The sequence below is a fragment of the Streptomyces sp. NPDC087263 genome, from assembly GCF_044744645.1.
Taxonomy (GTDB): Bacteria; Actinomycetota; Actinomycetes; order Streptomycetales; family Streptomycetaceae; genus Streptomyces.
Genome location: NZ_JBIUYT010000007.1, coordinates 373,137 through 394,673 on the forward strand (window position 1 = coordinate 373,137; position 21,537 = coordinate 394,673).

The following is a 21,537-nucleotide window of genomic DNA, read 5'->3' on the forward strand; positions in this document are numbered from 1 at the left end:
CCCTGTCGTCAAACTCCCGTCTGCCTCGCGACGCCATGCACGTCCTCTAGACGGCACCGCCCCCCGCGTCCCTGCCCCTGTCCGTATCTCCATCCCTTTCCCGCTCCTCGTCCACGATCTCCGCGTCCATCACGCCCTCCTCCTCGCTCGGGGTGTGTTCGGCGGCCGGCTCGTCCTGCGGGGGTGTCTGCGGCGGCGCCTGCTGGGCCTGCGCATACATCGCCTGCCCCATCCGCTGGCTCACCGTGGCGAGCTTCTCTACGGCGGCCCGCAGCGCGCTCGTGTCGGCGGGCTCCTCCAGGAGTGCCTTCAGCTCCGAGATGGCCGACTCGACCTCCGGCTTCGTCTCGGACGGGACGCGTTCCTCGTTCTCCCGGAGGAACTTCTCGGTCTGGTAGACGAGTTGCTCGGCCTGGTTGCGGGTCTCGGCGGCCTCACGGCGCTGTCGGTCCTCGTCGGCGTACTCCTCGGCCTCGCGCATCATGCGGTCGATGTCGTCCTTGGGAAGCGCGGAGCCGCCGGTGACGGTCATCTTCTGCTCGCGTTCCGTGGCGAGGTCCTTCGCGGAGACGTGCATGATCCCGTTGGCGTCGATGTCGAAGGCGACCTCGATCTGCGGCACCCCGCGCGGCGCGGGCGGCAGCCCGGTGAGGTCGAAGACGCCGAGCTTCTTGTTGTACGCGGCGATCTCGCGCTCGCCCTGGTAGACCTGGATACCGACCGACGGCTGGTTGTCCACGGCGGTCGTGAAGATCTCCGAACGCCGGGTCGGGATCGTGGTGTTGCGCTCGATGAGCTTGGTCATGATGCCGCCCTTGGTCTCGATCCCCAGGGACAGCGGGGTGACGTCGAGCAGCAGGACGTCCTTGACGTCACCGCGGATGACACCCGCCTGAAGCGCGGCGCCCACGGCGACGACCTCGTCCGGGTTGACGCCCTTGTGCGGGTCCTTGCCGGTGAGTTCCTTCACCAGGTCGGTGACGGCGGGCATCCGGGTCGAGCCGCCGACCAGGATGACCCGGTCGACCACGGACAGCTTCACGCCCGCGTCCTTGACCGCCTGGTGGAAGGGGTTCTTGCAGCGGTCGAGCAAGTCGGCTGTCAGCTCCTGGAACTGAGCACGCGTCAGCTTCTCGTCGAGGTGCAGCGGGCCCTCGGCGGTGGCGGTGATGTAGGGCAGGTTAACGGTGGTCTCGGAGGCGCTGGACAGCTCGATCTTGGCCTTCTCGGCGCCCTCGCGCAGCCGTTGCAGCGCCATCTTGTCGTGTCCGAGGTCGATGCCGTGCGAGGCCTTGAACCGCTGGGCGAGATGCTCGACGACCCGCTGGTCCCAGTCGTCGCCGCCGAGTTGGGTGTCACCGTTGGTGGCCTTGACCTCGATCACACCGTCGCCGATCTCCAGGAGCGAGACGTCGAAGGTCCCGCCGCCCAGGTCGAAGACGAGAACGGTCTGCTCCTCGCCGCGGTCGAGTCCGTACGCCAACGCGGCGGCCGTCGGCTCGTTGATGATCCGCAGGACCTTGAGCCCCGCGATCTCGCCCGCCTCCTTGGTGGCCTGGCGCTGCGCGTCGTCGAAGTAGGCGGGCACCGTGATCACGGCGTCCTTGACGTCCTCGCCGAGATACGCCTCGGCGTCCCGCTTCAGCTTCTGGAGCACGCGCGCGGCCAGCTCCTGCGCGCGGTACCGGGTGCCGTCGATGGCGCCCGTCTCCGGAAAACGCCAGCTCGAATCGCCCATGTGACGCTTGGCGGAACGCGCGGTGCGCTCCACGTTCGTCACGGCCTGCCGCTTGGCGACCTCCCCGACGAGCACCTCGCCGTTCTTGGCGAAGGCCACCACGGAGGGCGTGGTGCGCGCGCCCTCCGCGTTGGCCACGACCGTGGGGTCGCCGCCCTCCAGAACAGCGACCACGGAGTTCGTCGTACCGAGATCGATCCCGACCGCACGTGCCATGTCCGTCCCCTTCCACCCGCGTCTGCCCGGCTCTGCCCGCCCCCAGCACAAAACTTGAGTGCGTATCTGTCAATGGGGCGGGTGCACCCGGGCGGGGTCCGGACATGACAGCGCCGCGGCCCCTCGTGGGGAACCGCGGCGCCGTACTGCCTACGGGGCTGTCAGGCGAGCTTCGCCGACAGGGTGATCGTCGTGCCGGTGAGCGCCTGGCTGACCGGGCAGTTCTTCTTGGCGTCCTCGGCCGCGGCGACGAAGGCGTCCTCTTCGATGCCCGGCACCGTGCCCTCGACGGTGAGGTGGATGCCGGTGATGCCCTCACCCGGCTGGAAGCTGACGTCGGCGGAGGTGACGAGCTTGGTGGGCGGGGTACCGGCCCCCGCGAGGGCGTGTGAGAACGCCATGGAGAAGCAGCTGGAGTGGGCGGCCGCGATCAGCTCCTCGGGGCTGGTCTTGCCGTTCGCGTCCTGGGAGCGCGACGCCCACGTCACGGGCTGCTCGTCGATGGCGCCGGAGGAGTCGAAGGTGACGACGCCGTTGCCCTCGAGCAGGTTGCCTTCCCAGACGGTGTGTGCAGAGCGCGTGGTTGCCACGATGAGTCCTTTCGGGTGTGATCCCGTTACCGGGGTTCCGTATGCCCCATCCGATCACACCTGCGCCCTGACCACCCAGCCGATGGGGCCACGCCCGCTCAACTCACCCGGAACACCGGCCCCCGCGCGGTGAACGGCAGCCGCGCGCCCTGCGGAATCAGGTACGCGTGCTCGCGCCGCACCCGCAGGACGTCGCACCAGCCGTCCGTGATCACCAGCATGGGCGCGCCTGGCGGGAAGTCGTCCGCGCGGTGCAGCAGATCGATGCCCGGCTGGAGGACCGTACCGCCGCGCCCGCGCACCCGGACCCGCCCGGCGATCTCCGTCACCGGCAGATAGCCGGCGTCGTGCGGGGCGGCGTCGCAGAAGACGACGCGTGCGGCCGGTACGTCACGGGCCTCGGCGTACGAGGCGATGGCGCCCAGCGCCTTGCCGAGCAGCGTGCGGTCCATGGAGGCGGAGGTGTCGAGGACCACGCCGAAGGTGCAGCGGGCGATCTCCTCGGGCGGGAAGTAGCGGCCCGCGCGCGGGATGTCGGGGGTCGCCGCCTGGCGGCGGGAGGGACGCGCGTACGTCCGCAGGGGCTCGGGGCGCGGCACGAACTCGTCGAACCAGTGGGCCAGTTGGGCGTCCCAGGCCAGCGGCGGATGGCTGAGCGCCCTGATCTCCTCGACCAGGCCGCCGGGCAGGAACCCGCGCTCCTGCCGCTGGTGCAGGTCAAGACCCTGGCCGAGGCCCCGGCGGTAGAACTCGTCGAGGTCGACGTAGTCGCGGGGTGAGCCGAGCGGGCCGCCGAGCATGTCGCCGACCCCCTTGCCGCGCAGCGTGGACAGGCGGCGCATCCGGCGCAGGTCCGTCGCGATCCGGTCGTACACCTCCTCCGCCGACAGATCCCTCAACTCCACGTCGTACAGCAGCCCTTCGGGCATCGCGCCGACGTGCATGTCGCACAGCCAGCCGTTGATGACGTAGTCCGCGGCGATGTTGAAGAGATACGGGTCGCGGGTGCCGCAGCGGTCGCTGTGGCGCAGGGCGGCGTGCAGCATCTCGTGGGCGAGGACGAACCGCCATTCCTCGTCGTCGAACTCACGCAGCGGGTTGATGTAGATCTCGGCCGCCTCAGCGTTCACCGCGGCGATGGAAATGCCGTGGGCGCGGGCGAGTTCGGCGTCGGCGACGACGGTGATGCCGGCCGCGATGCCGCCCAGGAGGGGGTAGGAGGACACGAACCAGCTCAGCGCCTTCTCCCAGGGCTGCAAGTGGGTGGGTCCGCCCCGCATGGAGGCGCGGCGGCCGCCCGCCATGTCCATCGCCGCGGCCATGGTCCGGGTCAGCGCGTGTGCGAAGGCGAGCTGCCAGTCGGGCGCGGTGCCGCCGCTCCAGGAATGCCAGGGCACCAGGAGCTGGTCCGGCTCGCCTCCCGCCGTACCGCAGCGCTCGTACGCCGCCGGAATCCCTTCGCGGCGCCAGCGCGCGGCGAGCTGCTCCTCGTCGCCGTCGGTGTAGGAGCCCGGCAGATCCTCGGGGGTCAGGCCCACCGGGAAGCCGAGCAGGAAGCGGTTGACGACGGCGCAGCGGGCGGCGAGGTCGAAGCGGTCGGGCTGTACCCGGTCGCCGGTCGCCGCCGGGACATGGCCGAAGCCGAGGTGGATGATGGCGTGCGCGGCGGCCCAGGCCCATTCGGCCGGGTCGGCGCGGCGGGTGGGGTGCACGTGCAGCACACCGCTGGAATCGACGCGGACGAGGCCGTCGCGGGGGTTCGCCGGGCAGTCCTTCTGACGGCAGGTGCTGAACCCGATGGCGGCCAGCGCGCGGTTGGCCCGCACCAGCCGCATGCCCTCCGCGAAGGCCTCGGCGGCCGGATCCGGCCTCTCCTTGTCGCTCTGCTTGCGCTTGCGGCTCACCGCCGCGCCTCCACCAGGCGCGGCATGTCGCGGGCCGCCTCCACCAGGAACCACGCGGGCAGTACGGGGTTGCCGTCGACGTCGGCCGCGATGACGCTCTGGGCGACCTCGACGGAGATCTCGGCAAGCTGTACGAGCAGCGACTTGGCGCGGAACGCGGTCTGCCTCCCGTGCTCCGAGACGTGCTCCTTGCTGGCGGGCAGCTCCTTGACGAGGCGGCCGCGGAAGGACTCGGCGAGGTAGTAGAGCAGGTCGCGGTCCTCGATACGGCTGGGCCAGCGGGCTTCGCCCTTGATGATGGCCTCGATACCGAACCGGCTGCGCACGATCTTGACGTAGCCGCAGAAGGCGACCGCGTGGGCGGGCGTCAGTGTGCCGTGCGCGATCACCTTCAGGGTGTCCTCGTCGAGGTCCGGGCCGAAGGAGCGCAGGGCGTCGGACAGCATGTGCCAGGAGCGGGGCGTGGAGAAGGGCTCCTCCGTCTTGGGCGGCTTGGACCACAGGTGGTCGGGGCGGTCGGTGAGGTGGTCCAGGATCCACGGGTGGATGTCGTTGGTGGCGGCCCACACGAGCCAGTCCTTCGAGGACGCCTCCAGATGCACATGGGCCAGGCGGTTGATCAGCGCGGCGGAGATGGGACGCGCGAGGGCGTTGTCCGTGGCGCGGTTGCCCGCGCCGATCACGATCGAACCCTTCGGCAGTTCGTAGTTGCCGATACGGCGGTCCAGGATCAGCGAGTAGAACGCCTTCTGGACGTCCGGCGTCGCCGCGTTCAGCTCGTCCAGGAACAGGCAGTACGGCTCGTCGCGGGCGATCGCCTCCGGCGGGCAGAACACCGAGCGCCCGTCGCGGATCTGCGGGACCCCGATGAGGTCCTCGGGCGCGAGCTGGGTGCCGAGCAGGCTCACGCACTCCAGTCCCAGCGACTCGGCGAACTCCCTTACCAGGGAGGACTTTCCGATGCCGGGGGCGCCCCAGAGGAAGACCGGCCGAACGGTCGCGAGACCGAGCAGCAGCTCCGGTATACGGGCGGGGGTGACGGTGACGGCTGCCTGCACGCAGAGACTCCAGGGGCGTTCGGGTAGGACGCGCAGGTGTGCGGTGTCCGGTGCGGCCAGTGTGTGCGCGGGAACCGCTCACCGCAGCCCATTTTCCGGCGCCCCTCCCAGGCGCGTGACTACGCGGCGCGCTCGTCCGGCCGTACCCCCAGCGGTATCTGGGGCCCGTCGCACTCGCGCAGCCACCGCCGCAGTACGTGGTGCACCTGCTCCGCGCCGACCAGTTCGGTGTCGCCCGCGACCGGCAGGGAGAGCGCGACCGGCGACAGCAGGAAGGGCCGGCCCTGGGCGCCGCCGAGTCCGCCGTGCGAGCCGATCTGCTCCTCGAAGGCGAGGACTTCGCCCTCCCCCGGGTCGTACCAGGAGTTGACCATGATGTCGGCGACGTGCGGGAAGGAGTGGGTCCTTCGTACGGCCCCGGCGGCGCCGGGGCCGAAGTCGGCCAGCGGGCCCGGGTGTTCGTCGTCGAGTTCGTCCACCGGGACCTCCGCTCCGTGCGCACCGAGGACGAGGCCGCCGTACTCCTCGCTGCGTACGAGGACGAAGCCGACGCCGGGATGGTTGGCGAGCGTGGACAGCAGCGCGGGATGGCGCCGGTCGATCTCCTCCCGGCTCATCCGGTGCGGCACGTCGGGGAAGGAGACCAGCCCGAGGTTGCCGGAGGCCAGCACGATGGGCTCGGAGCGGCGCGAGGGCCGGTGCTGTTCGCCGCCCTCCTCGACGGGCCTGCGCAGCGCGGCCCGCACCGCCGCCCGCGCCTCGGCGCCGCTGTGGGTGCGCCGTGCCTTGCGCGGCACGGGCAGCCCGCAGCCGGCGCGCACCAGATTGCCGAGGGTGAGCCCGTAGCGGGTCAGGAAGGTCTCCCCCGGACTCTGGCCGTGGTCGGAGAGCAGCACGATCCGGTACGGCCGCGGGGCGTGCTCGGCGACCTTCGCGATCAGCGCGAGCGAGCGGTCGAGGCGCGCCAGGACCTTCTCCGCGTCGCGGCTGCGCGGCCCGGAGTGGTGCGCCACCTCGTCGTACCCCACCAGGTCGGCGTAGACCGAGTTGCGTCCGGCGAGCATGTCGCCGATCACCGCGGCGACGACGACGTCCCGCTCGACGACGGTCGCGAAGGCGCGGATGAAGGGGTACAGCCCGCCGCGGTTGACGCGCGGACGCTGCTTCCTGGCGCGGCACCGGGTGGCCTGGCCGATCTCCCGGAACACCTCGGCGACGAAGGACATGGCGGTGCGGACGGCGTTGGCGGGGTCGCTGAAGTACGCGAAGTAGCCGGACCGGGAGCGGTTCTCCTTCCCCCTCCGCGCGGCCATCGACAGCACGAGGGCCAGTTGGTCGGCGCCGCCGCTGAAGAGATTGCCGCGGCTGGCGCCGTCGACGGTGAGCAGTCCCCCGTCGCCGGTGTGCTCGACGGCCCGGCGCTGGAGTTCGGCGGCGCTGCTGGGCCGGTTGCAGACCATGACCTCCTGGCTGTCCTTCTCGTACCACCGGAAGGCCGGGACGTCGTGGTTGCTGCCGTGCAGGATGCCGAGCTGGCTGGCACCGGTCTGACTGGACCAGTCGGTGCGCCAGTGGGTGAGCCGGTGGGTGGGGCGGGCCCTCGTGCCGCTGCTGCCCAGCCACTGCGCCACGGTCGGCATGAGTCCCTTGCCGACGGCTTCCCGCAGTACGTCGTGACCGACTCCGTCGAGCTGGAGGAAGAGGGCGGCGGGGGTCGAGGGACCGGCCTGCCCGTCGGCCCGCCTGCGACGCCGGTCGGCGAGCCGGTACAGCCTGCGCCGGTAGGCGTCGTCGTCCCGTACGGCAAGGGCACCACCGGTGGCCGAGGCGACGGCGGACATCACCGCGGCGACGACCACGGCGGTCTCCGGTGCGGCCTCGCCCCGCCCGGAGGGATTGATCCGCAGGGCGATCAGCAGCAGGGACCCGTTGAGGAAGAAGACGAGCAGCCCCAGGACGAGCGCGGGCACCAGCAGCAGCGCCCTGACGAACAGGGGCCACGCCAAGGAGGACAGCAGGCCGAAGACGCCTGCGCCGACCCCCGCAGTGACAGCTATCCGGGTGGCGCTGTCTCCGGCGTCCGTCTCCAGCTGGAAATCGGGCAGCACACCGGCGAGAACAAGCATCGTGACCGTGGACACGGCCCACACCGCGGTACTCCGCCACACCCCGCCGAGTACCCGCCGCCAAGCCCCGCCGCCCACGTCCTGCCCACCTCACGTCCCGGCCCGCCCGGTCCGCGAGGCCTGCTTCCACCCTGTCACAACGGACTGACACGGCCGATCGTCACCAGGTCACGGAATGGATCGCAGGTCAGCGGCGCAGCAAGCCCTGTCGCCCATCAGGCTCTGTCGTTCAGCGACCGTCATACCCCGCCGTCGGCATCGACAGACGGCGGTGGACCCGGGCCTTCATCTGGGCGTCGTACGAGGGTTCCGCGCTGCCGACGGTCTCGACCCGCACACCGCGGCGTAAGCACTCGGCGGTGAACTCGTCGACCGAGGCGAGGGCGCGCTCCAGGACGCGGTGGCTGGGCGCGACGAACAGGTCGACGAGGCCCGCCTCGACGTCGGCCCACAGGGTGCGGTGGTCGGGGCGCAGACCCCGTACGAGTAACTCGCGCGTGACGACGTAGCCGTGTTCGGCGGCCCAGCGGGCGCACATCGCGTGCTGGCTGCGGGAGTCCACCAGGAACGGGTCCGCGTCCAGTTCCTCCAGGGGCGTCAGGCTCGCGATCGCCGTCACGCGCAGCGACAGGGGCCCCGCCTGGCCGGGCGGGCACCTGAGGGCGTGCGTGCCGGCGGCACCGCGCGCTTCTCCCATGGCGTCCCCCCTCACCTCCGGGTTTCGTCGCAGACCCTACTCCTGCCCGTAGGCTCGGGGGGAGTCGCGCGAAGGAGGCAATGAAGTGCCGGTGGAGATCACCTGGTGGGGGCACGCCACCTGCACGCTGGAGGACTCCGGCACGCGTGTGCTCACGGACCCGCTCTTCGCGCGCCGGCTCGCACACCTCAGGCGCAGGCGCGGGGCGCCGCCCCCGCCGTCGGCCGCGGTGGCCGACGTGGTGCTCGTCTCGCATCTGCACTCCGACCATCTGCATCTGCCTTCGTTGGCGCGGCTCGCGCCCGGCACGCGCGTACTCGTGCCCCGGGGTGCGCCGCGCGCGGTGCCGGCGCTGCGCCGGCTGGACCATCTGCTGCTCACCGAGGTGGCGCCCGGCGACCGGACGGACATCGGTGACCTGGTCGTACGTACCGTGTCGGCGCGCCATGACGGGCGGCGGCTGCCGCTCGGTCCGCACCGGGTGTCCGCCCTGGGGTTCGTGGTCGAGGGCGAGGCACGTACGTATTTCGCCGGGGACACCGGACTGTTCGAGTCGATGGCCGAGGAGGTCGGACCGGTCGACGTGGCGCTGTTGCCGGTCGGCGGATGGGGGCCGCATCTCGGGGAAGAACATCTGGACGCGGGGCGCGCGGCCGAGGCGCTCGCCCGACTGATGCCACGCAGCGCTGTGCCGGTGCACTACGGCACGTACTGGCCGATCGGATTGGACGCCGTGCGCCCCCATGAATTCCACGCGCCGGGCGAGGAGTTCGTGCGCCTCGCCGCCGAACGCGCGCCCCAGGTCGCCGTGCACCTGCTCGGCCACGGCGAGAGCGTACGGCCGGAGGTCGCGAGGTGACGGTCTCCGACCGCCGCGACCCCGGGCGCGAACGCACACCCGGGGGGCGCGAAGGGGTGGTCATATCCGCGCCTGCCACCTCAGAGGCCGAGACTCTGCGTGCGCGTCCGGAGGTGGTCCGGTGAGTCTCCTGGCCGCGGCCTCGACCACGGCACCGGAGACCGCGCAGCAGGCGATCGGGTATCCCACGCTCTTCGTGCTGGTGCTGCTCGGCGCGCTGGTGCCGGTGGTGCCGACGGGTGCGCTGGTCAGTTCGGCGGCCGTGGTGGCCTTTCACCAGACGGCGCCGTTCGCGATGCTGCTGGTCTTCGGGGTCGCGGCGCTCGCTGCGTTCCTCGGTGATGTCGCGCTGTACTGGCTGGGGCAGCGTGGGATGGGCTCCAAGAACGGTTCACGCTGGCTGGAGGCGCTCCGCGCCCGCGCCCCCGAGGACCGCCTCGCCCAGGCCCAGGAGAAACTGGGCGACCACGGCATCGCCGTACTGGTCCTCTCCCGCCTCGTCCCGGCCGGCCGCATCCCGGTGATGCTCGCCTGTCTGCTGGCGAAGATGCCTCTGCGCACCTTCGCCCGCGGCGACATTCCCGCCTGTCTGGCCTGGGCGGCGACCTACCAACTCATCGGCGTCGCGGGCGGCTCCCTCTTCGACGAGCCCTGGGAGGGCGTCGTGGCGGCGGTGGTCCTGACGGTGACGATCAGCCTGCTGCCGGGCGTGTGGCGCCGGGTGCGCCGACCCGCGCCCCGATAGGCCCTGTGGTCCTGCGGCGCCGCCGGGCAACCCGGAACGACCCGCGGTCGCCCAGCAACCGCAATCACCCCAGAACCCGGGAACCCCCCACCGGCAGGTCCCACAGATCCTCCCGGTCCAGCCCCGCCCTCTCCCAGGCCGCCCGAACCCGCGTCAGCGGTTCGAGGACCGGCTCGGCGGAGAGCACGAAGGTGCCCCAGTGCATGGGAGCCATGCGCGGGGCGCCGAGATCGACGGCGGCGCGGACCGCCTCCTCCGGGTCACAGTGCACATCACTCAGCCACCACCGGGGGTCGTACGCCCCGATGGGGAGCAGCGCGAGGTCGATGCCCGGATAGCGGCGGCCGATGTGGGCGAACCAGTGGCCGTATCCCGTGTCGCCCGCGAAGTACACGCGCTGCCCGTCGGGCGCGGTGAGGACCCAGCCGCCCCAGAGCGTGCGACAGGTGTCGGTGAGGCTGCGCTTGGACCAGTGGTGGGCGGGGACGAAGTCGAAGCGGACACCATCCAGTTCGGCCGCCTCCCACCAGTCGAGCTCGGTGACCCTGGTGAACCGGCGGCGCCTGAACCAGCGCGCGAGCCCGGCCGGTACGAACACCGGTGTGTCGCGCGGGAGTCGGCGCAGGGTCGGCGCGTCCAGGTGGTCGTAGTGGTTGTGGCTGATGACCACCGCGTCGACGCGCGGCAGCGCGCTCCAGGCCACGCCGACGGGCGTGATCCGGGCCGGTGTACCGAGGATCTTGCGGGACCAGACCGGGTCGGTGAGGACGGTGAGCCCGCCGACGCGGATCACCCAACTCGCGTGCCCCGCCCAGGCGACGGCGACGGTGTGCGCGCCCACCCGCGGCAGCGGCCCCGGCTCGAACGGCAGCGCCGGGATGTCGGCCAGCCCGTCGGTGCGCGGCCGCAGCGCGCCCTCGCGAGCGAACCGCGCGAGGGCGCGCAGCCCCGGCAGCGGCGCCGTCAGCCGGTCCACGAAGGACCGCGGCCAGACACGCCGCTCGCCGAGCGGACGGGGCTCGGCGAGCGGACCGGGAGGAGATAGTGGGGATAGTGGGGACAGTGGGGACAGTGGGGACAGTGGGGACAGTGGGGACAGTGGGGACAGTGCCGTCAGAGGAGACGGAGGAGACATGGCGCCCTCGGGCTGCACCGAGGCCGGGGAGGACGCCGGGGAGGACGCCGGATCATCCGCGTCCCGCGTGGTCGTGGATGTCGTAGAGCTGCTCGTGGTCGACTCGGACTGCTGCGTCATCGAGGAGGCTCCCATCGCTGAGCGTCATCTCGGAGATCGTCGAAGGCCGACTCCAACAAGGTCAACGCGTGTTGCACATGCGGCGGTTCCAGCGGCGAGGGTGACGTGAGGCATGCCACCCGCTCCGCGTCCGTCGTCCCGAGCAGCGGCGCGGTGGCCAGCCGCACCCGGAGCGCCGCGAGTTCGTCGCCGAACCGGTGGCCGCCCGGCGTGGGCAGGCCGAGCCGGGCGGTGAGGAAATCCTCCAGATCCTGTGCGTCGCCCACACCGTGCGCGCCGAGCGCGGAACGCAGCGGTCCGAGATCCACGTACAGGTGTCTGCCGGCCCGTGGGAGCCGTGCGAGGGCGCCCGAGCCGACCACCGCCTGATGTGCGGCGGCGGCCACACGCGCGTGGAGGCGTACGGAGGCCGTGAGCCGCGCGGTGATCGCTTCGGGCTCGCCGAGCGCGTACGCGGCGGCCGCGGCGACGGGTTCGGCGACCCGGGCACCGAGCACGGTGAGTACGTCGAGGACGCGGGCGCGCAGCCGGACACCGGAGGCGTTGTCGGCGAAGCGAGCGACGGCGACGGGCCAGCCCTGCGGCAGGAAGGGGCCGGCGAGGTCCATGAGGACGGTGACCTCGCCGGGGAGCATCTCGGCGGGGCTGAGCAGCACGGTGTCCTGCGGCTGGTGCAGGGTGTCGCGCCAGGTCTCGTCGCTGACGATGTGCAGCCCCTCGCCCGCCGCGGCCTCGACGGTCTCGTGGACCACGTCGGGAGGCACGACGGTGCCGGTGGGGTCGTCCGCGACGGAGAGAACGAGCAGCCGCGGGTCGCCGCCTTCGACGCGCACTCTGCGTACGGTCTCCAGGAGGGCGTACGGATCCGGCACACCGCCGCACTCCGCGGGCGTCGCCACATGGAACACGGATCTCCCCAACAGGCGGGCCTGCGGCGCCCACCACGCGGCACACGGCCTCGGCAGCAGGACGTCACCGCCGAGCGCGCCGGTCAGCGCGAGGAGCAGCGCGGGGGCGCCGGGTGCGGCGGCCACCCTGTCGGGTGCGGTGGGCAGTCCACGCCGGGCCCAGTAGCCGCAGGCCGCGTCCAGGAGCTCCGGTCCGCCGCCCGAGGGCTCGGTGTCGGGCCGGTCCGCGGCGGCGGCGAGCACGGCACGCAGTTCCGGCAGCACGGGCAGACCCTGATCGGGAAGCGGCGGCCCGTATCGCACGGGCCCGTGCCCTTCCGGATCCGTCCGCCGCATAGATGCCTCCGCGCATTCCGCGCATTCCGTGGTGCAGTGCAGTGCCGGGTCGTGCTCAGGTCTGTGGCCCCAGGGGCCGTCGTCGGTGATCGGATCACCCGTCGGCTGTCGGCTGTCAGCTGTCAGCCGACGCGTCCTTGCTCCGCAGGCGGTATACGGCCGCGCCCAGCGCGCCGGTGATCAGGACGCCGCCGGTGATCAGGGCCGGGAGGGAGTCGGTGAAGGCGCCGCCCGCACCGGCTTGGACGCCGCGCTGGACCTGGGCGGGGCGCTCCACCGTGCCGCCGCCGGTGGCGTTGCCTCGGGCCACGGTGTACGAGGCGGTCCACTGTTTCTCGCGGCCGCCGGATGCCCCGGGGCACGCGCCGTCGACGCCCCACTCGGACTCGGGGCGGTTCACGGCGTCGTTGCCACCGCCGTCGTAGGTCTCGCCACCACCACCTCCGCCACCACCACCGCTGCCACCGCTGCCGCTGCCGTCGCTCCCGCCACCGCCGCTGCTGCCGTCGCTCCCGCCGTCTCCACTGTTTCCGTCGGGCGAGATGCGGGCCGTACCGCTGTACGCGGCGCCCGACACGGTCTCGTCGTTGCCGGTGACCCTGCGCAGCTGGACCTTGCCCTCCTCGAAGCCCTGCGAGGTGGCTTCGAGGTAATCGGGCGGAGCGCCGCTGATCGCGTCGCAGGTGACGGAGATGGTGACGGTGCCGCCGGGCTCGACGGAGCCTGGGGTGACCTCCGCGGCCGGGTCCGCGTACGCGGCCGAGGCGGCGGCCCCCAGAGCGGCACCGGCCAGGGCGGTGGCGGACAGGACACGGGCGGTACGGCGCATGGGCTGGGCTCCTTCGGCGGGGGCGCTGAAGGGGCACGGCCGTCGTGCCCCCGGGGCCCATCACAGCCCGCCGGGGCGGCGGGCGCCCGCCGCCGGGCACCATTCGCGCTACCCGCACCGCCGGGTGGGTGACGGTGCGGGGCCTTCGGTTGCCGTTCGGGGAGTCCCTCGATTGCTCCCCGGTTGCCCCTCCGCTGTCCCCGCTGTGTCCCCCGGTTGCCCCTCTGCCGGTTCTTCCCCGGCCATCGCTCAGTTGGACATCGAGACCAGCTCGCGCTTCAGGCCGCGGCCGCGCTTGTCCACAACCGCCGCGGCCACCTCGGACAGTTTGCGGTTGGTGCCCTGGGAGATCCGGCGCAGCACCCCGAAGGCGGTGTCCGCGTCGCAGCCCAGCACGTGCATGACCATGCCGCAGGCCTGGTCGACGACGGGCCGGGAGCGCAGGGCGGCGCCCAGCTGGTCGAGCTCGGTGAGCGCGGCGCGGTAGGAGCGGTCGCGGACCAGGCAGCTCGCGGCGAGGTCGCCGAGCGCGCGGGCGGGTCCGTGCGGGGCGTCTTCCAGGGCTCCGGGCCGGAAGCTGTAGAGGCTGAGGGTCACGGTCAGCCCGGAGCGGTGGAAGGGGATGGTGACGCTGGAACGGACGCCCGCGTCGAGGGCCACGGCGCGGTACTCCGGCCAACGCTCGTCACGGAGCAGGTCCGCCGAGTCGACGATCTCACCGCGTTCCAGCGCGGCCGGGATCGGCCCGTCTCCGGAGCGCAGTTGCACCGAGACGAGTCCGGCGAGGTCGGGGTGGGTCACCGCGGCGGGCCGTTCCGCGCCGGCTTCGGCCACCATGCTGCTCGCGCCGCAGCAGTCGGTGGTGCAGCGGGCGGCCTGCTCGACGAGTTCCGACAGCCTCCTTCCGGGGTGGGCGGACTCGGGTGATTCCGTTCCCAGTCGGCTGAGTTGCACGGATTCCGGCATGATTCACTCCTTCCACTTTCTCTCGACTTCCCGCTCACCTGCATGGAAAACTGGTGCCGCCGAGTCCACCCCCTGCCGTCCCCGGAACATCCCCCTCGGGCTACGTTCATCGCATGGCGGAGACGGAAGAATTCGGTGAAGAACTCGCGGATTTCGTGCGCCGTGTCGCGGAGTTGAAGTCGGCGCGATCCGTGCCCGCCGACGAACTTCCGACCGTGCTCGACGCGGCGATCTTCGAACTGGACCATGTGGCCGACCAGTTGTGGCCGAGGTTCCAGCGGCTGTCCTCGGACAGGCGCCCTTCCGCCATCGCCTCGACCGACCGCCAGGAGCAGCAGCTCCTCAAGGCTCTCTTCCAGCAGGTGCCCGTGCCCGTCGCACTGGTGGACCGCGAGACGGTGGTGCGCAGGCTGAACTTCGCGGCGGCCTCCTTCACCGGTGTCAGGGCCGGCTATGCGACGGGCCGGCCGTTGACCGGGTTCCTGGCGCACGCGGACCGTGCCGCGTTCCGCTCGCAGGCGGCGGCGGTGGCGCGCGGCGAGGGCGACCGCAGTCTCACCGTGTACCTCCAGCAGGAGCCCTCGGTACCGGTACGGGCGACGCTCACCGCGCTGCGGCCCAGCGGCGAACCGCGGGCCGCCGTCCTCGTCGTACTCCAGCCCGCGGATTCCCGGTTGCCGTCGGGCGCGAGCACGCCGGGCCCGGCACCGAACCTCACCGAGACCACCCGGCACACGGTGCTGATGGACCTGGTGGACACCATGACCACGACCCTGCTGAGCGCGCCCGCCGGAGGAGGTTCCGCGGTGCCGGAACGGGCGGCGGGGGTACTGCACGGGCGGTTCGCGGACTGGGTGGTGGTGGACACCGGGGCCGCACGCCTGTCCCGTACGACTGTTTTGGGGCCGTCGGCCGGCACGGCTGTCGCGACGCCGGCTGACGGTCCTGAACCGCCGGAGTACGCCGAGGTGGTGGCTGCCCTCGCCGCGCAGGATCCCGCCGCGTGCCCTCTGGTCGTCGAGACGGCACGCGGCGGTTCCACGGCGTTGCGGGTGCGTCCCGAGGACCCGGACGTCTTCGGCCGGGACGCCTCGGACGCCCCCTTCCTGGTACGGGCGAATGTGACGTCGCTGCTCTGCGTGCCCCTGGCGACCGCGCCCGGACCCGCGCGGGGAGTCCTCACGCTGTTCAGGAGTGGTGGCCGACTGGCGTTCTCGATGGCCGAGGCGCGGGCGATGGACATGATGTCCCGTCACATCGCGCTGGCGATGGCCCGGTTGAACTAATCCCCCCAGTCCTCCTGGTCCCTTCAATCCCTTCAATCCCCTGGACGCGGTCCCCTACACAGCGTCGTGCATGACCTCTTCGCGCAGTCGGTCGCAGCAGCGGCTGATCAGCCGGGAGACGTGCATCTGGGAGATGCCGAGTTCCTCGGCGATGCTGCTCTGGGTCATGTCGCTGAAGAACCGCATGTAGAGGATGGTGCGTTCCCGCTCGGGCAGGGCCTGCAGACCGGGCTTGACGGCCTCGCGGTCGACGACGGTGTCCAGGGCCGGATCGGCCGATCCGAGGGCGTCGCTGAGCGAGTAGCCGTCCTCGCTGCCGGGGAGTTCGGCGTCGAGAGAGAGCGCGGTGAAGCTCTCCAGGGCCTCCAGGCCGGTCCGGACGTCCTCCTCGCTCATCTGGGCGCGCTCGGCGATCTCGGCGACGGTGGGCCTGCGGCCCGTCATGGACCCGGAGAGGTCCTGGCTCGCGAATCGCACGCGGTTGCGCAGATCCTGGACGCGGCGCGGTACGTGCAGGGTCCACATGTGGTCGCGGAAGTGCCGTTTGATCTCGCCGGTGATGGTCGGCACGGCGTAGCTCTCGAAGGCGTTGCCGAGATCGGGGTCGTAGCGGTCGACGGCCTTGACCAGGCCGAGCGCCGCGACCTGACGCAGGTCGTCGGAGCTCTCGCCACGGTTGCGGAACCGCCCCGCGAGCCGTTCGGCCATTGGCAGCCAGGCTTCGACGATCTCCTCGCGGAGCGCGTCACGCCGGCGGCCCGCAGGAAGGGCGGCGAGCATGCGGAACGACTCCGCGGTGTCGGGGGCATCGTCGTGCGGATGGCGCTTCGCGCTCACTCGAGTTCGCATGATGGCCTCGCAACTCCCTTTACAGGTGCCTGATGTGGACAGTCACCGTGGGAGCACATCCATACGCCGGACGGGCACACCCGGGGCGAGTGGTAGACCACTCCCACGGACGTGCCTCCTGTCCGAAGCACTGAGGTTGCGCCTGCCCCCGCAATCGCGGGACAAACACCCGGCCATTGTCCCACAAGGGGTCCGCTCAGGTCGGCTCGGCCCATTCACCGGTGAAAAGGGAGAGCGGACGGTGGGAACAGTGGGGACGATAGGAAGAGTGGGGAGGCTGGGCCTCGGAAACCTGGTTGCCCTGCTCCGGTCATTCCCCGGCAGGGCCCCGCTCGCGGGCTCCCTCACGAGTCCGCCCCGCGGCGACCGGGCGGCGCGGGTGGCGGCGCAGGTACTCGCCCTCCAGTTGCGCCATGCGGTCGTTGTGGGTCCGCAGCGCGTCGTTCGAGCCGTGCAGCAGCGTGTCGTGGCGCGTGCGGTGGATCGTCTCCAGCTCTTTCATCAGCTGCTGGTCGTCCAACCGGTCCGGGTCGACTCCGGTCATGGTGCTACCCCACTCGTCGTGGCCTTCGGCGCGGTCCGGAGACCCGCCCGGCGAGCCTGCCCCGAGCGGCGTCCGGGAGGGAGCCGTGGATCCCGCCGTCTCCCTCCACTCTACGAACATCCGGGGCCCCGGTCCTCCGGGACCGGGCCCCTCATTCCAGGCGTTACCTGGCCCGCTCCACGCGCCGCTCGTCCCAGACCGGCTCCTGCGTCTCCCGTACCCGGCCGTCGGAGCCGAAGACCAGGTAGCGGTCGAAGGAGCGGGCGAACCAGCGGTCGTGGGTGACCGCGAGGACCGTCCCCTCGTACGCCTCCAGACCCTCCTGGAGGGCCTCCGCGGAGTCCAGGTCGAGGTTGTCGGTCGGCTCGTCGAGAAGCAGCGCGGTGGAGCCCGCCAGCTCGAGCAGGAGGATCTGGAAACGGGCCTGCTGGCCTCCGGAGAGCCTGTCGAAGCGCTGCTCGGCCTGTGCGGTCAGTTCGTAGCGGCGCAGCCGGGACATCGCGGCGCCGCGGTCCTGGGCGTGCTCGGACCACAGGATGTCGAGCAGCGCCCGGCCCTCCAGCTCCGGGTGGGCGTGCGTCTGCGCGAAGTGCCCCGCCACGACGCGGGCGCCGAGCTTCCACTCCCCCGTGTGCGCGACGGTGTCGCCCGCCAGCAGCCGCAGGAAGTGCGACTTGCCCGAGCCGTTGGAGCCGAGGACGGCGACCCGCTCGCCGTAGAAGACCTCCAGGTCGAACGGGTGCATCAGGCCGGTGAGCTCAAGTCCCTTGCAGGTGATGGCCCGTACGCCGGTACGGCCGCCGTGCAGCCGCATCCTGATGTCCTGCTCGCGCGGCGGCTCCGGGGGCGGCCCGGCCTCCTCGAACTTCCGCAGCCTGGTCTGCGCGGCCTGGTAGCGGGACGCCAACTCATGGCTGATGGAAGCCGCCTGACGCAGGTTCAGCACCAGCTTCTTCAACTGGGCGTGCTTCTCGTCCCATCGCCTGCGCAGCTCCTCGAAACGGGCGAACCGCTCCCGCCGCGCCTCGTGGTACGTCGCGAAGCCGCCGCCGTGCACCCAGGCGTCCGCGCCTGCGGGGCTGGGCTCGACGCTGACGATCTTCTCGGCGGCGCGGGCCAGCAGCTCCCGGTCGTGCGAGACGAACAGGACGGTCTTACGCGTCTCCTTGAGCCGCTCCTCCAGCCAGCGCTTGCCGGGGACGTCGAGGTAGTTGTCCGGCTCGTCCAGGAGCAGCACCTCGTCGCCGCCGCGCAGCAGGGCTTCGAGCACGAGCCGCTTCTGCTCACCGCCGGAGAGCGTCCGCACCTGCCGCCACTGCGCCTTCTCGTACGGGATGCCGAGCGCGGCCACCGTGCACATGTCCCAGAGGGTCTCCGACTCGTACCCCTGCACCTCGGCCCAGTCGGACAGCGCCTGCGCGTACCCGAGCTGCGAGGCCTCGTCGTCGACGGTCATCATCGCGTGCTCGGCCGCGTCCACGGCCTTGGCGGCCTGCTGGATCCGCGGCGGCGCCACCGACACGAGCAGTTCTCGTACGGTCGTCTCGTCACGTACGGATCCCACGAACTGGCGCATCACCCCCAGGCCGCCCCCCACGGTGACGGTCCCCCCGTGCGGTTTCAGCTCCCCCGAGATCAGCCGCAGCAGTGTCGTCTTCCCGGCGCCGTTGGGCCCCACCAGGGCGACGACCGCCCCTTCGCCCACTCGAAACGACACATCGCCGAGCAGCGCCCTCCCGTCGGGAAGGTAGTACTCAAGGTGTGCGGCTTCGAGGTGTCCCATGGGGGTGCATTCTCCGGGGGGCGGGCCGTGCTGGGCAAACGCGTTTCGTTGCCCCGGCCGAGGCTGGAGATTTTTCGGCCCGTCCGGCGTTCGAGGACGAGCGCGTTCGGCGCGATGCGGGGGTCTGGGGGCGGCAGCCCCCAAGAAGCAAGGGTCGGGTAAGGACGGAGGGGGCGAAAATCCAGACCCGGGGTAGACGGAGCCCCATGACCCCGATCCCAGACGTGGACCTCACCCTCCGCCCCCCGAGCCCCCGCATCCTCCGGGACCGGCTCCTCGACGCCGACTACCGCCTGTTCGAGGCGGTCGCGTCCCGCCACTGGCCGGGCGCCGACCACATCCTGCCGAGGCTGACCCGCACCGCGAACCACGGCGTCCTGTGGTTCGCCGCCGCCGCGGCGATCGCGGCGGCCCGCACGCCCAGGTCCCGCGCCGCCGCCGCGCGCGGCCTCGCCTCACTCGCCGTCGCCTCGGCGACGATCAACACCGTCGGCAAGCGCTCGGTACGCCGCACCCGGCCGGTCCTGGACCCTGTTCCGCTGATCCGGCAGCTCAAGCGGCAGCCGATCACCACGTCGTTCCCGTCGGGCCACGCCGCCTCCGCCGCGGCCTTCGCGGCGGGCGTGGCCCTGGAGTCCCGGGGCTGGGGGGCGGTCGTTGCACCGCTGGCCACCGCGGTCGTCGTGTCCCGCGTCTACACGGGCGTCCACTTCCCGAGTGACGTCCTGGCGGGCGCGGCGCTGGGGGTGGGCGCCTCGTATGCCGTGCGCGCCCTGGTGCCGACCCGCGACCAGCTCCCCCGGCCCGACCGGCCGAGCGCGGGCGCGCCCGCAGTGGCCGACGGGGAGGGCCTGGTGATGGTGGCCAACAAGGGCTCGGGTACTCCGGACCTGATACACGCCCTGCGTGACGCCCTGCCGCTCGCGGAGACCGTGGAGAGCGAACCGGCAGATGTCGAGGCCGAGTTGGAGAAGGCGGCGGCCCGCGCCGTGGTGCTCGGCGTGTGCGGTGGCGACGGCACCGTGAACGCCGCCGCCCGGATCGCCCTGCGCCACGGCCTCCCTCTCGCGGTCCTGCCGGGCGGCACCCTGAACCACTTCGCCCACGACCTCGGCGTGGAGGGCCCGCGCGACCTGATCCGCGCCCTTCAGGAGGGCAGCGCCGTACGCGTGGACGTGGGCCGGTTCTCGTCGGGCAGCACGGAGGGCATCTTCCTCAACACCTGCAGCCTGGGCGTGTACCCGGAACTGGTGCGGGAGCGGGAGCGCTGGTCCCGGCGGATCGGCGGATGGCCGGCCGGGGTGCTCGGCGCCCTGCGCGTCCTGCGCACGGACGGCCATCCGCTACGGGCCGAACTCGGCGGACGCAGCCACCCGTTGTGGCTGCTGTTCGCCGGCAACGGCACCTATCACCGGATGGGTCTGGCCCCCGCACGCCGCTTCGACCTCTCGGACGGACGCCTGGACGTGCGGGTCGTGCACGGCGGCCGCCGCCCCGCCGTCCGCCTGCTGGCCGCCGCCCTCGCGGGCCCGCTGACGCGTTCCCCCGCCCACGCGGCCGTACGCGTGCGCCGCCTCCGGGTGGACGGCGTCGCGGCCGGCACCCTCCTCGCGTACGACGGCGAGGTCACGGAGGTGGCGGGCGAGGTGACCCTGCAGAAGATCCCCGAGGCCCTGACCGTCTACCGTCCGCACCTCTGACACGGCTTGCCCCTATCCCCATGTCCATATTCCAAGATGCAGGTCTCATCATTCGACATGAGCGCGTACCGTGCTCCGTACCCGACGAGAAGACGAGAAGGGGACCGGTCATGTCGAAGTCGCAGGAGACCGCCGTCTACACGCACGGCCACCACGAGTCCGTGTTGCGTTCGCACGTCTGGCGCACCGCCGCCAACTCGGCGGCATACCTCCTCGACTCGCTGAAGCCCCACATGAAGATCCTGGACATCGGCTGCGGTCCTGGGACGATCACCGCCGACCTGGCGGAACTTGTCCCCGACGGGCAGGTCACGGCCGTCGACCACGCGCCGGGAATCCTGGACACGGCCCGTGCCACGGCTGCCGAACGCGGCCTGGAGAACGTCGAGTTCGCGGTCGCGGACGTGCACGCGCTGGACTATCCGGACGACACGTTCTGCGTGGTCCACGCCCACCAGGTGCTCCAGCACGTGGGTGACCCGGTCCAGGCGCTGCGCGAGATGTACCGGGTGACCAAGCCGGGCGGGTTCATCGCCGTGCGCGACGGGGACTACGAGGCGATGACCTGGTACCCCGAGGTGCAGGGCATGACCGACTGGCAGGACCTGTATCTGCGCGTCGCCCGAGCCAACGGGGGTGAGCCGGCTGCCGGACGGCGTCTCAAATCCTGGGCGCTGACGGCCGGTATCCGGGACATCACGGTCACGTCGAGCACCTGGACCTTCGCCACCGAGGACGAGCGGGAGTGGTGGGGCGGCCTCTGGGCGGACCGCACACTGGCCTCGGCGTACGCGGAGCGCGCCACGGAGGGTGGTCATGCGACCACGGAGCAGCTGCGGGCCGTGTCGGATGCCTGGCGCGAGTGGGCGCGGCGGGAGGACGGCTGGTTCTCCGTACTGCACGGAGAAATTCTCTGCCGCAAGGACGTCTAATCCATCGTCTTCGGGAAACCCGGGAACGCAGGAGGTCGAAAACTATGGTTCCCATCCTGCTGGTACTGCTTCTGGCCCTCATTCTCTTCGGTGCCGGATTCGCGGTGAAGATTCTCTGGTGGATCGCTCTGATCGTTCTGGCTGTGTGGCTACTGGGCTTCCTGGTACGCGGCACAGGCGCCACCGGATCCCGGGGTCGCTGGTATCGGTGGTGAC

Annotated in this window: 19 protein-coding genes; 6 read left to right on the forward strand and 13 right to left on the reverse strand. The window is 71.8% G+C overall.

The genetic code is table 11. The annotated features are described in order from the left end of the window. Positions 1–46 precede the first annotated feature (46 nt). The 6 genes from dnaK to ACIPC1_RS24345 form a co-directional block, all read right to left on the reverse strand. Positions 47–1,954 (reverse strand): molecular chaperone DnaK, encoded by a 1,908-nt coding sequence (gene dnaK / locus ACIPC1_RS24320; protein ID WP_402520252.1) that lies wholly within the window; start codon positions 1,952–1,954, stop codon positions 47–49. A 161-nt stretch (positions 1,955–2,115) separates the two neighbouring features. Further along, positions 2,116–2,544 (reverse strand): OsmC family protein, encoded by a 429-nt coding sequence (locus ACIPC1_RS24325; RefSeq protein WP_365440096.1) that lies wholly within the window; start codon positions 2,542–2,544, stop codon positions 2,116–2,118. Positions 2,545–2,642: 98 nt separating this feature from the next. Next, positions 2,643–4,379: a hypothetical protein gene (locus ACIPC1_RS24330; RefSeq protein WP_402520593.1), complete on the reverse strand. Its 1,737-nt coding sequence runs from the start codon at positions 4,377–4,379 to the stop codon at positions 2,643–2,645. A 65-nt stretch (positions 4,380–4,444) separates the two neighbouring features. After that, positions 4,445–5,506 (reverse strand): AAA family ATPase, encoded by a 1,062-nt coding sequence (locus tag ACIPC1_RS24335; protein ID WP_402520255.1) that lies wholly within the window; start codon positions 5,504–5,506, stop codon positions 4,445–4,447. Between the two features lie 119 nt (positions 5,507–5,625). Further along, entirely contained in the window at positions 5,626–7,710 is a 2,085-nt protein-coding gene (locus tag ACIPC1_RS24340; protein ID WP_402520257.1) for an alkaline phosphatase family protein, read from the reverse strand. Positions 7,711–7,861: 151 nt separating this feature from the next. After that, entirely contained in the window at positions 7,862–8,329 is a 468-nt protein-coding gene (locus ACIPC1_RS24345; protein ID WP_384387213.1) for a hypothetical protein, read from the reverse strand. Between the two features lie 85 nt (positions 8,330–8,414). On the opposite strand from ACIPC1_RS24345, the gene ACIPC1_RS24350 reads away from it, so the two are divergent. Together ACIPC1_RS24350 and ACIPC1_RS24355 are read left to right on the forward strand one after the other, a co-directional pair. Continuing rightward, entirely contained in the window at positions 8,415–9,188 is a 774-nt protein-coding gene (locus ACIPC1_RS24350) for an MBL fold metallo-hydrolase (protein WP_384387210.1), read from the forward strand. A gap of 121 nt (positions 9,189–9,309) precedes the next feature. Continuing rightward, a complete protein-coding gene (locus tag ACIPC1_RS24355) occupies positions 9,310–9,933 on the forward strand; it encodes a DedA family protein (protein ID WP_402520260.1) in 624 nt (207 codons plus the stop codon). Between the two features lie 64 nt (positions 9,934–9,997). On the opposite strand, the gene ACIPC1_RS24360 is transcribed toward ACIPC1_RS24355, so the two are convergent. The 4 genes from ACIPC1_RS24360 to ACIPC1_RS24375 form a co-directional block, all read right to left on the reverse strand. After that, a complete protein-coding gene (locus ACIPC1_RS24360; protein WP_402520262.1) occupies positions 9,998–11,188 on the reverse strand; it encodes an MBL fold metallo-hydrolase in 1,191 nt (396 codons plus the stop codon). Then, positions 11,185–12,432: an aminotransferase class I/II-fold pyridoxal phosphate-dependent enzyme gene (locus ACIPC1_RS24365; RefSeq protein WP_402520264.1), complete on the reverse strand. Its 1,248-nt coding sequence runs from the start codon at positions 12,430–12,432 to the stop codon at positions 11,185–11,187. Before ACIPC1_RS24365 ends, ACIPC1_RS24360 begins: the two co-directional genes overlap by 4 nt. A gap of 115 nt (positions 12,433–12,547) precedes the next feature. Then, positions 12,548–13,261, reverse strand: a complete 714-nt coding sequence (locus ACIPC1_RS24370; RefSeq protein WP_402520266.1) for a hypothetical protein — start codon at positions 13,259–13,261, stop codon at positions 12,548–12,550. Positions 13,262–13,510: 249 nt separating this feature from the next. Then, positions 13,511–14,227, reverse strand: a complete 717-nt coding sequence (locus tag ACIPC1_RS24375) for an ANTAR domain-containing response regulator (protein WP_402520268.1) — start codon at positions 14,225–14,227, stop codon at positions 13,511–13,513. A gap of 113 nt (positions 14,228–14,340) precedes the next feature. Here ACIPC1_RS24375 and ACIPC1_RS24380 point away from each other — a divergent pair, with 113 nt between their 5' ends. After that, positions 14,341–15,513 carry a PAS domain-containing protein gene (locus tag ACIPC1_RS24380; RefSeq protein ID WP_402520270.1) on the forward strand — a complete coding sequence of 391 codons (1,173 nt, stop codon included), beginning with the start codon at positions 14,341–14,343 and terminating at the stop codon, positions 15,511–15,513. Between the two features lie 54 nt (positions 15,514–15,567). Here ACIPC1_RS24380 and ACIPC1_RS24385 read toward each other — a convergent pair whose 3' ends face one another. The 3 genes from ACIPC1_RS24385 to ACIPC1_RS24395 all read right to left on the reverse strand — a co-directional run bounded on the left by ACIPC1_RS24385 (position 15,568) and on the right by ACIPC1_RS24395 (position 18,689). Then, on the reverse strand, positions 15,568–16,362 hold the full coding sequence (locus tag ACIPC1_RS24385) for an RNA polymerase sigma factor SigF (RefSeq protein ID WP_402520272.1): 795 nt from the start codon (positions 16,360–16,362) through the stop codon (positions 15,568–15,570). A gap of 310 nt (positions 16,363–16,672) precedes the next feature. Then, positions 16,673–16,906, reverse strand: a complete 234-nt coding sequence (locus ACIPC1_RS24390) for a DUF6158 family protein (protein WP_365440055.1) — start codon at positions 16,904–16,906, stop codon at positions 16,673–16,675. A gap of 163 nt (positions 16,907–17,069) precedes the next feature. Then, on the reverse strand, positions 17,070–18,689 hold the full coding sequence (locus ACIPC1_RS24395) for an ATP-binding cassette domain-containing protein (RefSeq protein WP_402520275.1): 1,620 nt from the start codon (positions 18,687–18,689) through the stop codon (positions 17,070–17,072). A gap of 206 nt (positions 18,690–18,895) precedes the next feature. Here ACIPC1_RS24395 and ACIPC1_RS24400 point away from each other — a divergent pair, with 206 nt between their 5' ends. The 3 genes from ACIPC1_RS24400 (at position 18,896) to ACIPC1_RS24410 (ending at position 21,536) form a co-directional block, all read left to right on the forward strand. Beyond that, positions 18,896–20,389, forward strand: coding sequence for a bifunctional phosphatase PAP2/diacylglycerol kinase family protein (locus ACIPC1_RS24400; protein ID WP_402520277.1), 1,494 nt, complete (start codon positions 18,896–18,898; stop codon positions 20,387–20,389). 110 nt (positions 20,390–20,499) lie between these two features. Then, complete coding sequence (locus ACIPC1_RS24405) at positions 20,500–21,321, forward strand: class I SAM-dependent methyltransferase (protein WP_402520279.1); 822 nt, start codon at positions 20,500–20,502, stop codon at positions 21,319–21,321. A gap of 44 nt (positions 21,322–21,365) precedes the next feature. Further along, entirely contained in the window at positions 21,366–21,536 is a 171-nt protein-coding gene (locus tag ACIPC1_RS24410) for a hydrophobic protein (protein WP_365440048.1), read from the forward strand. The last annotated feature ends 1 nt before the right edge of the window (position 21,537 follow it).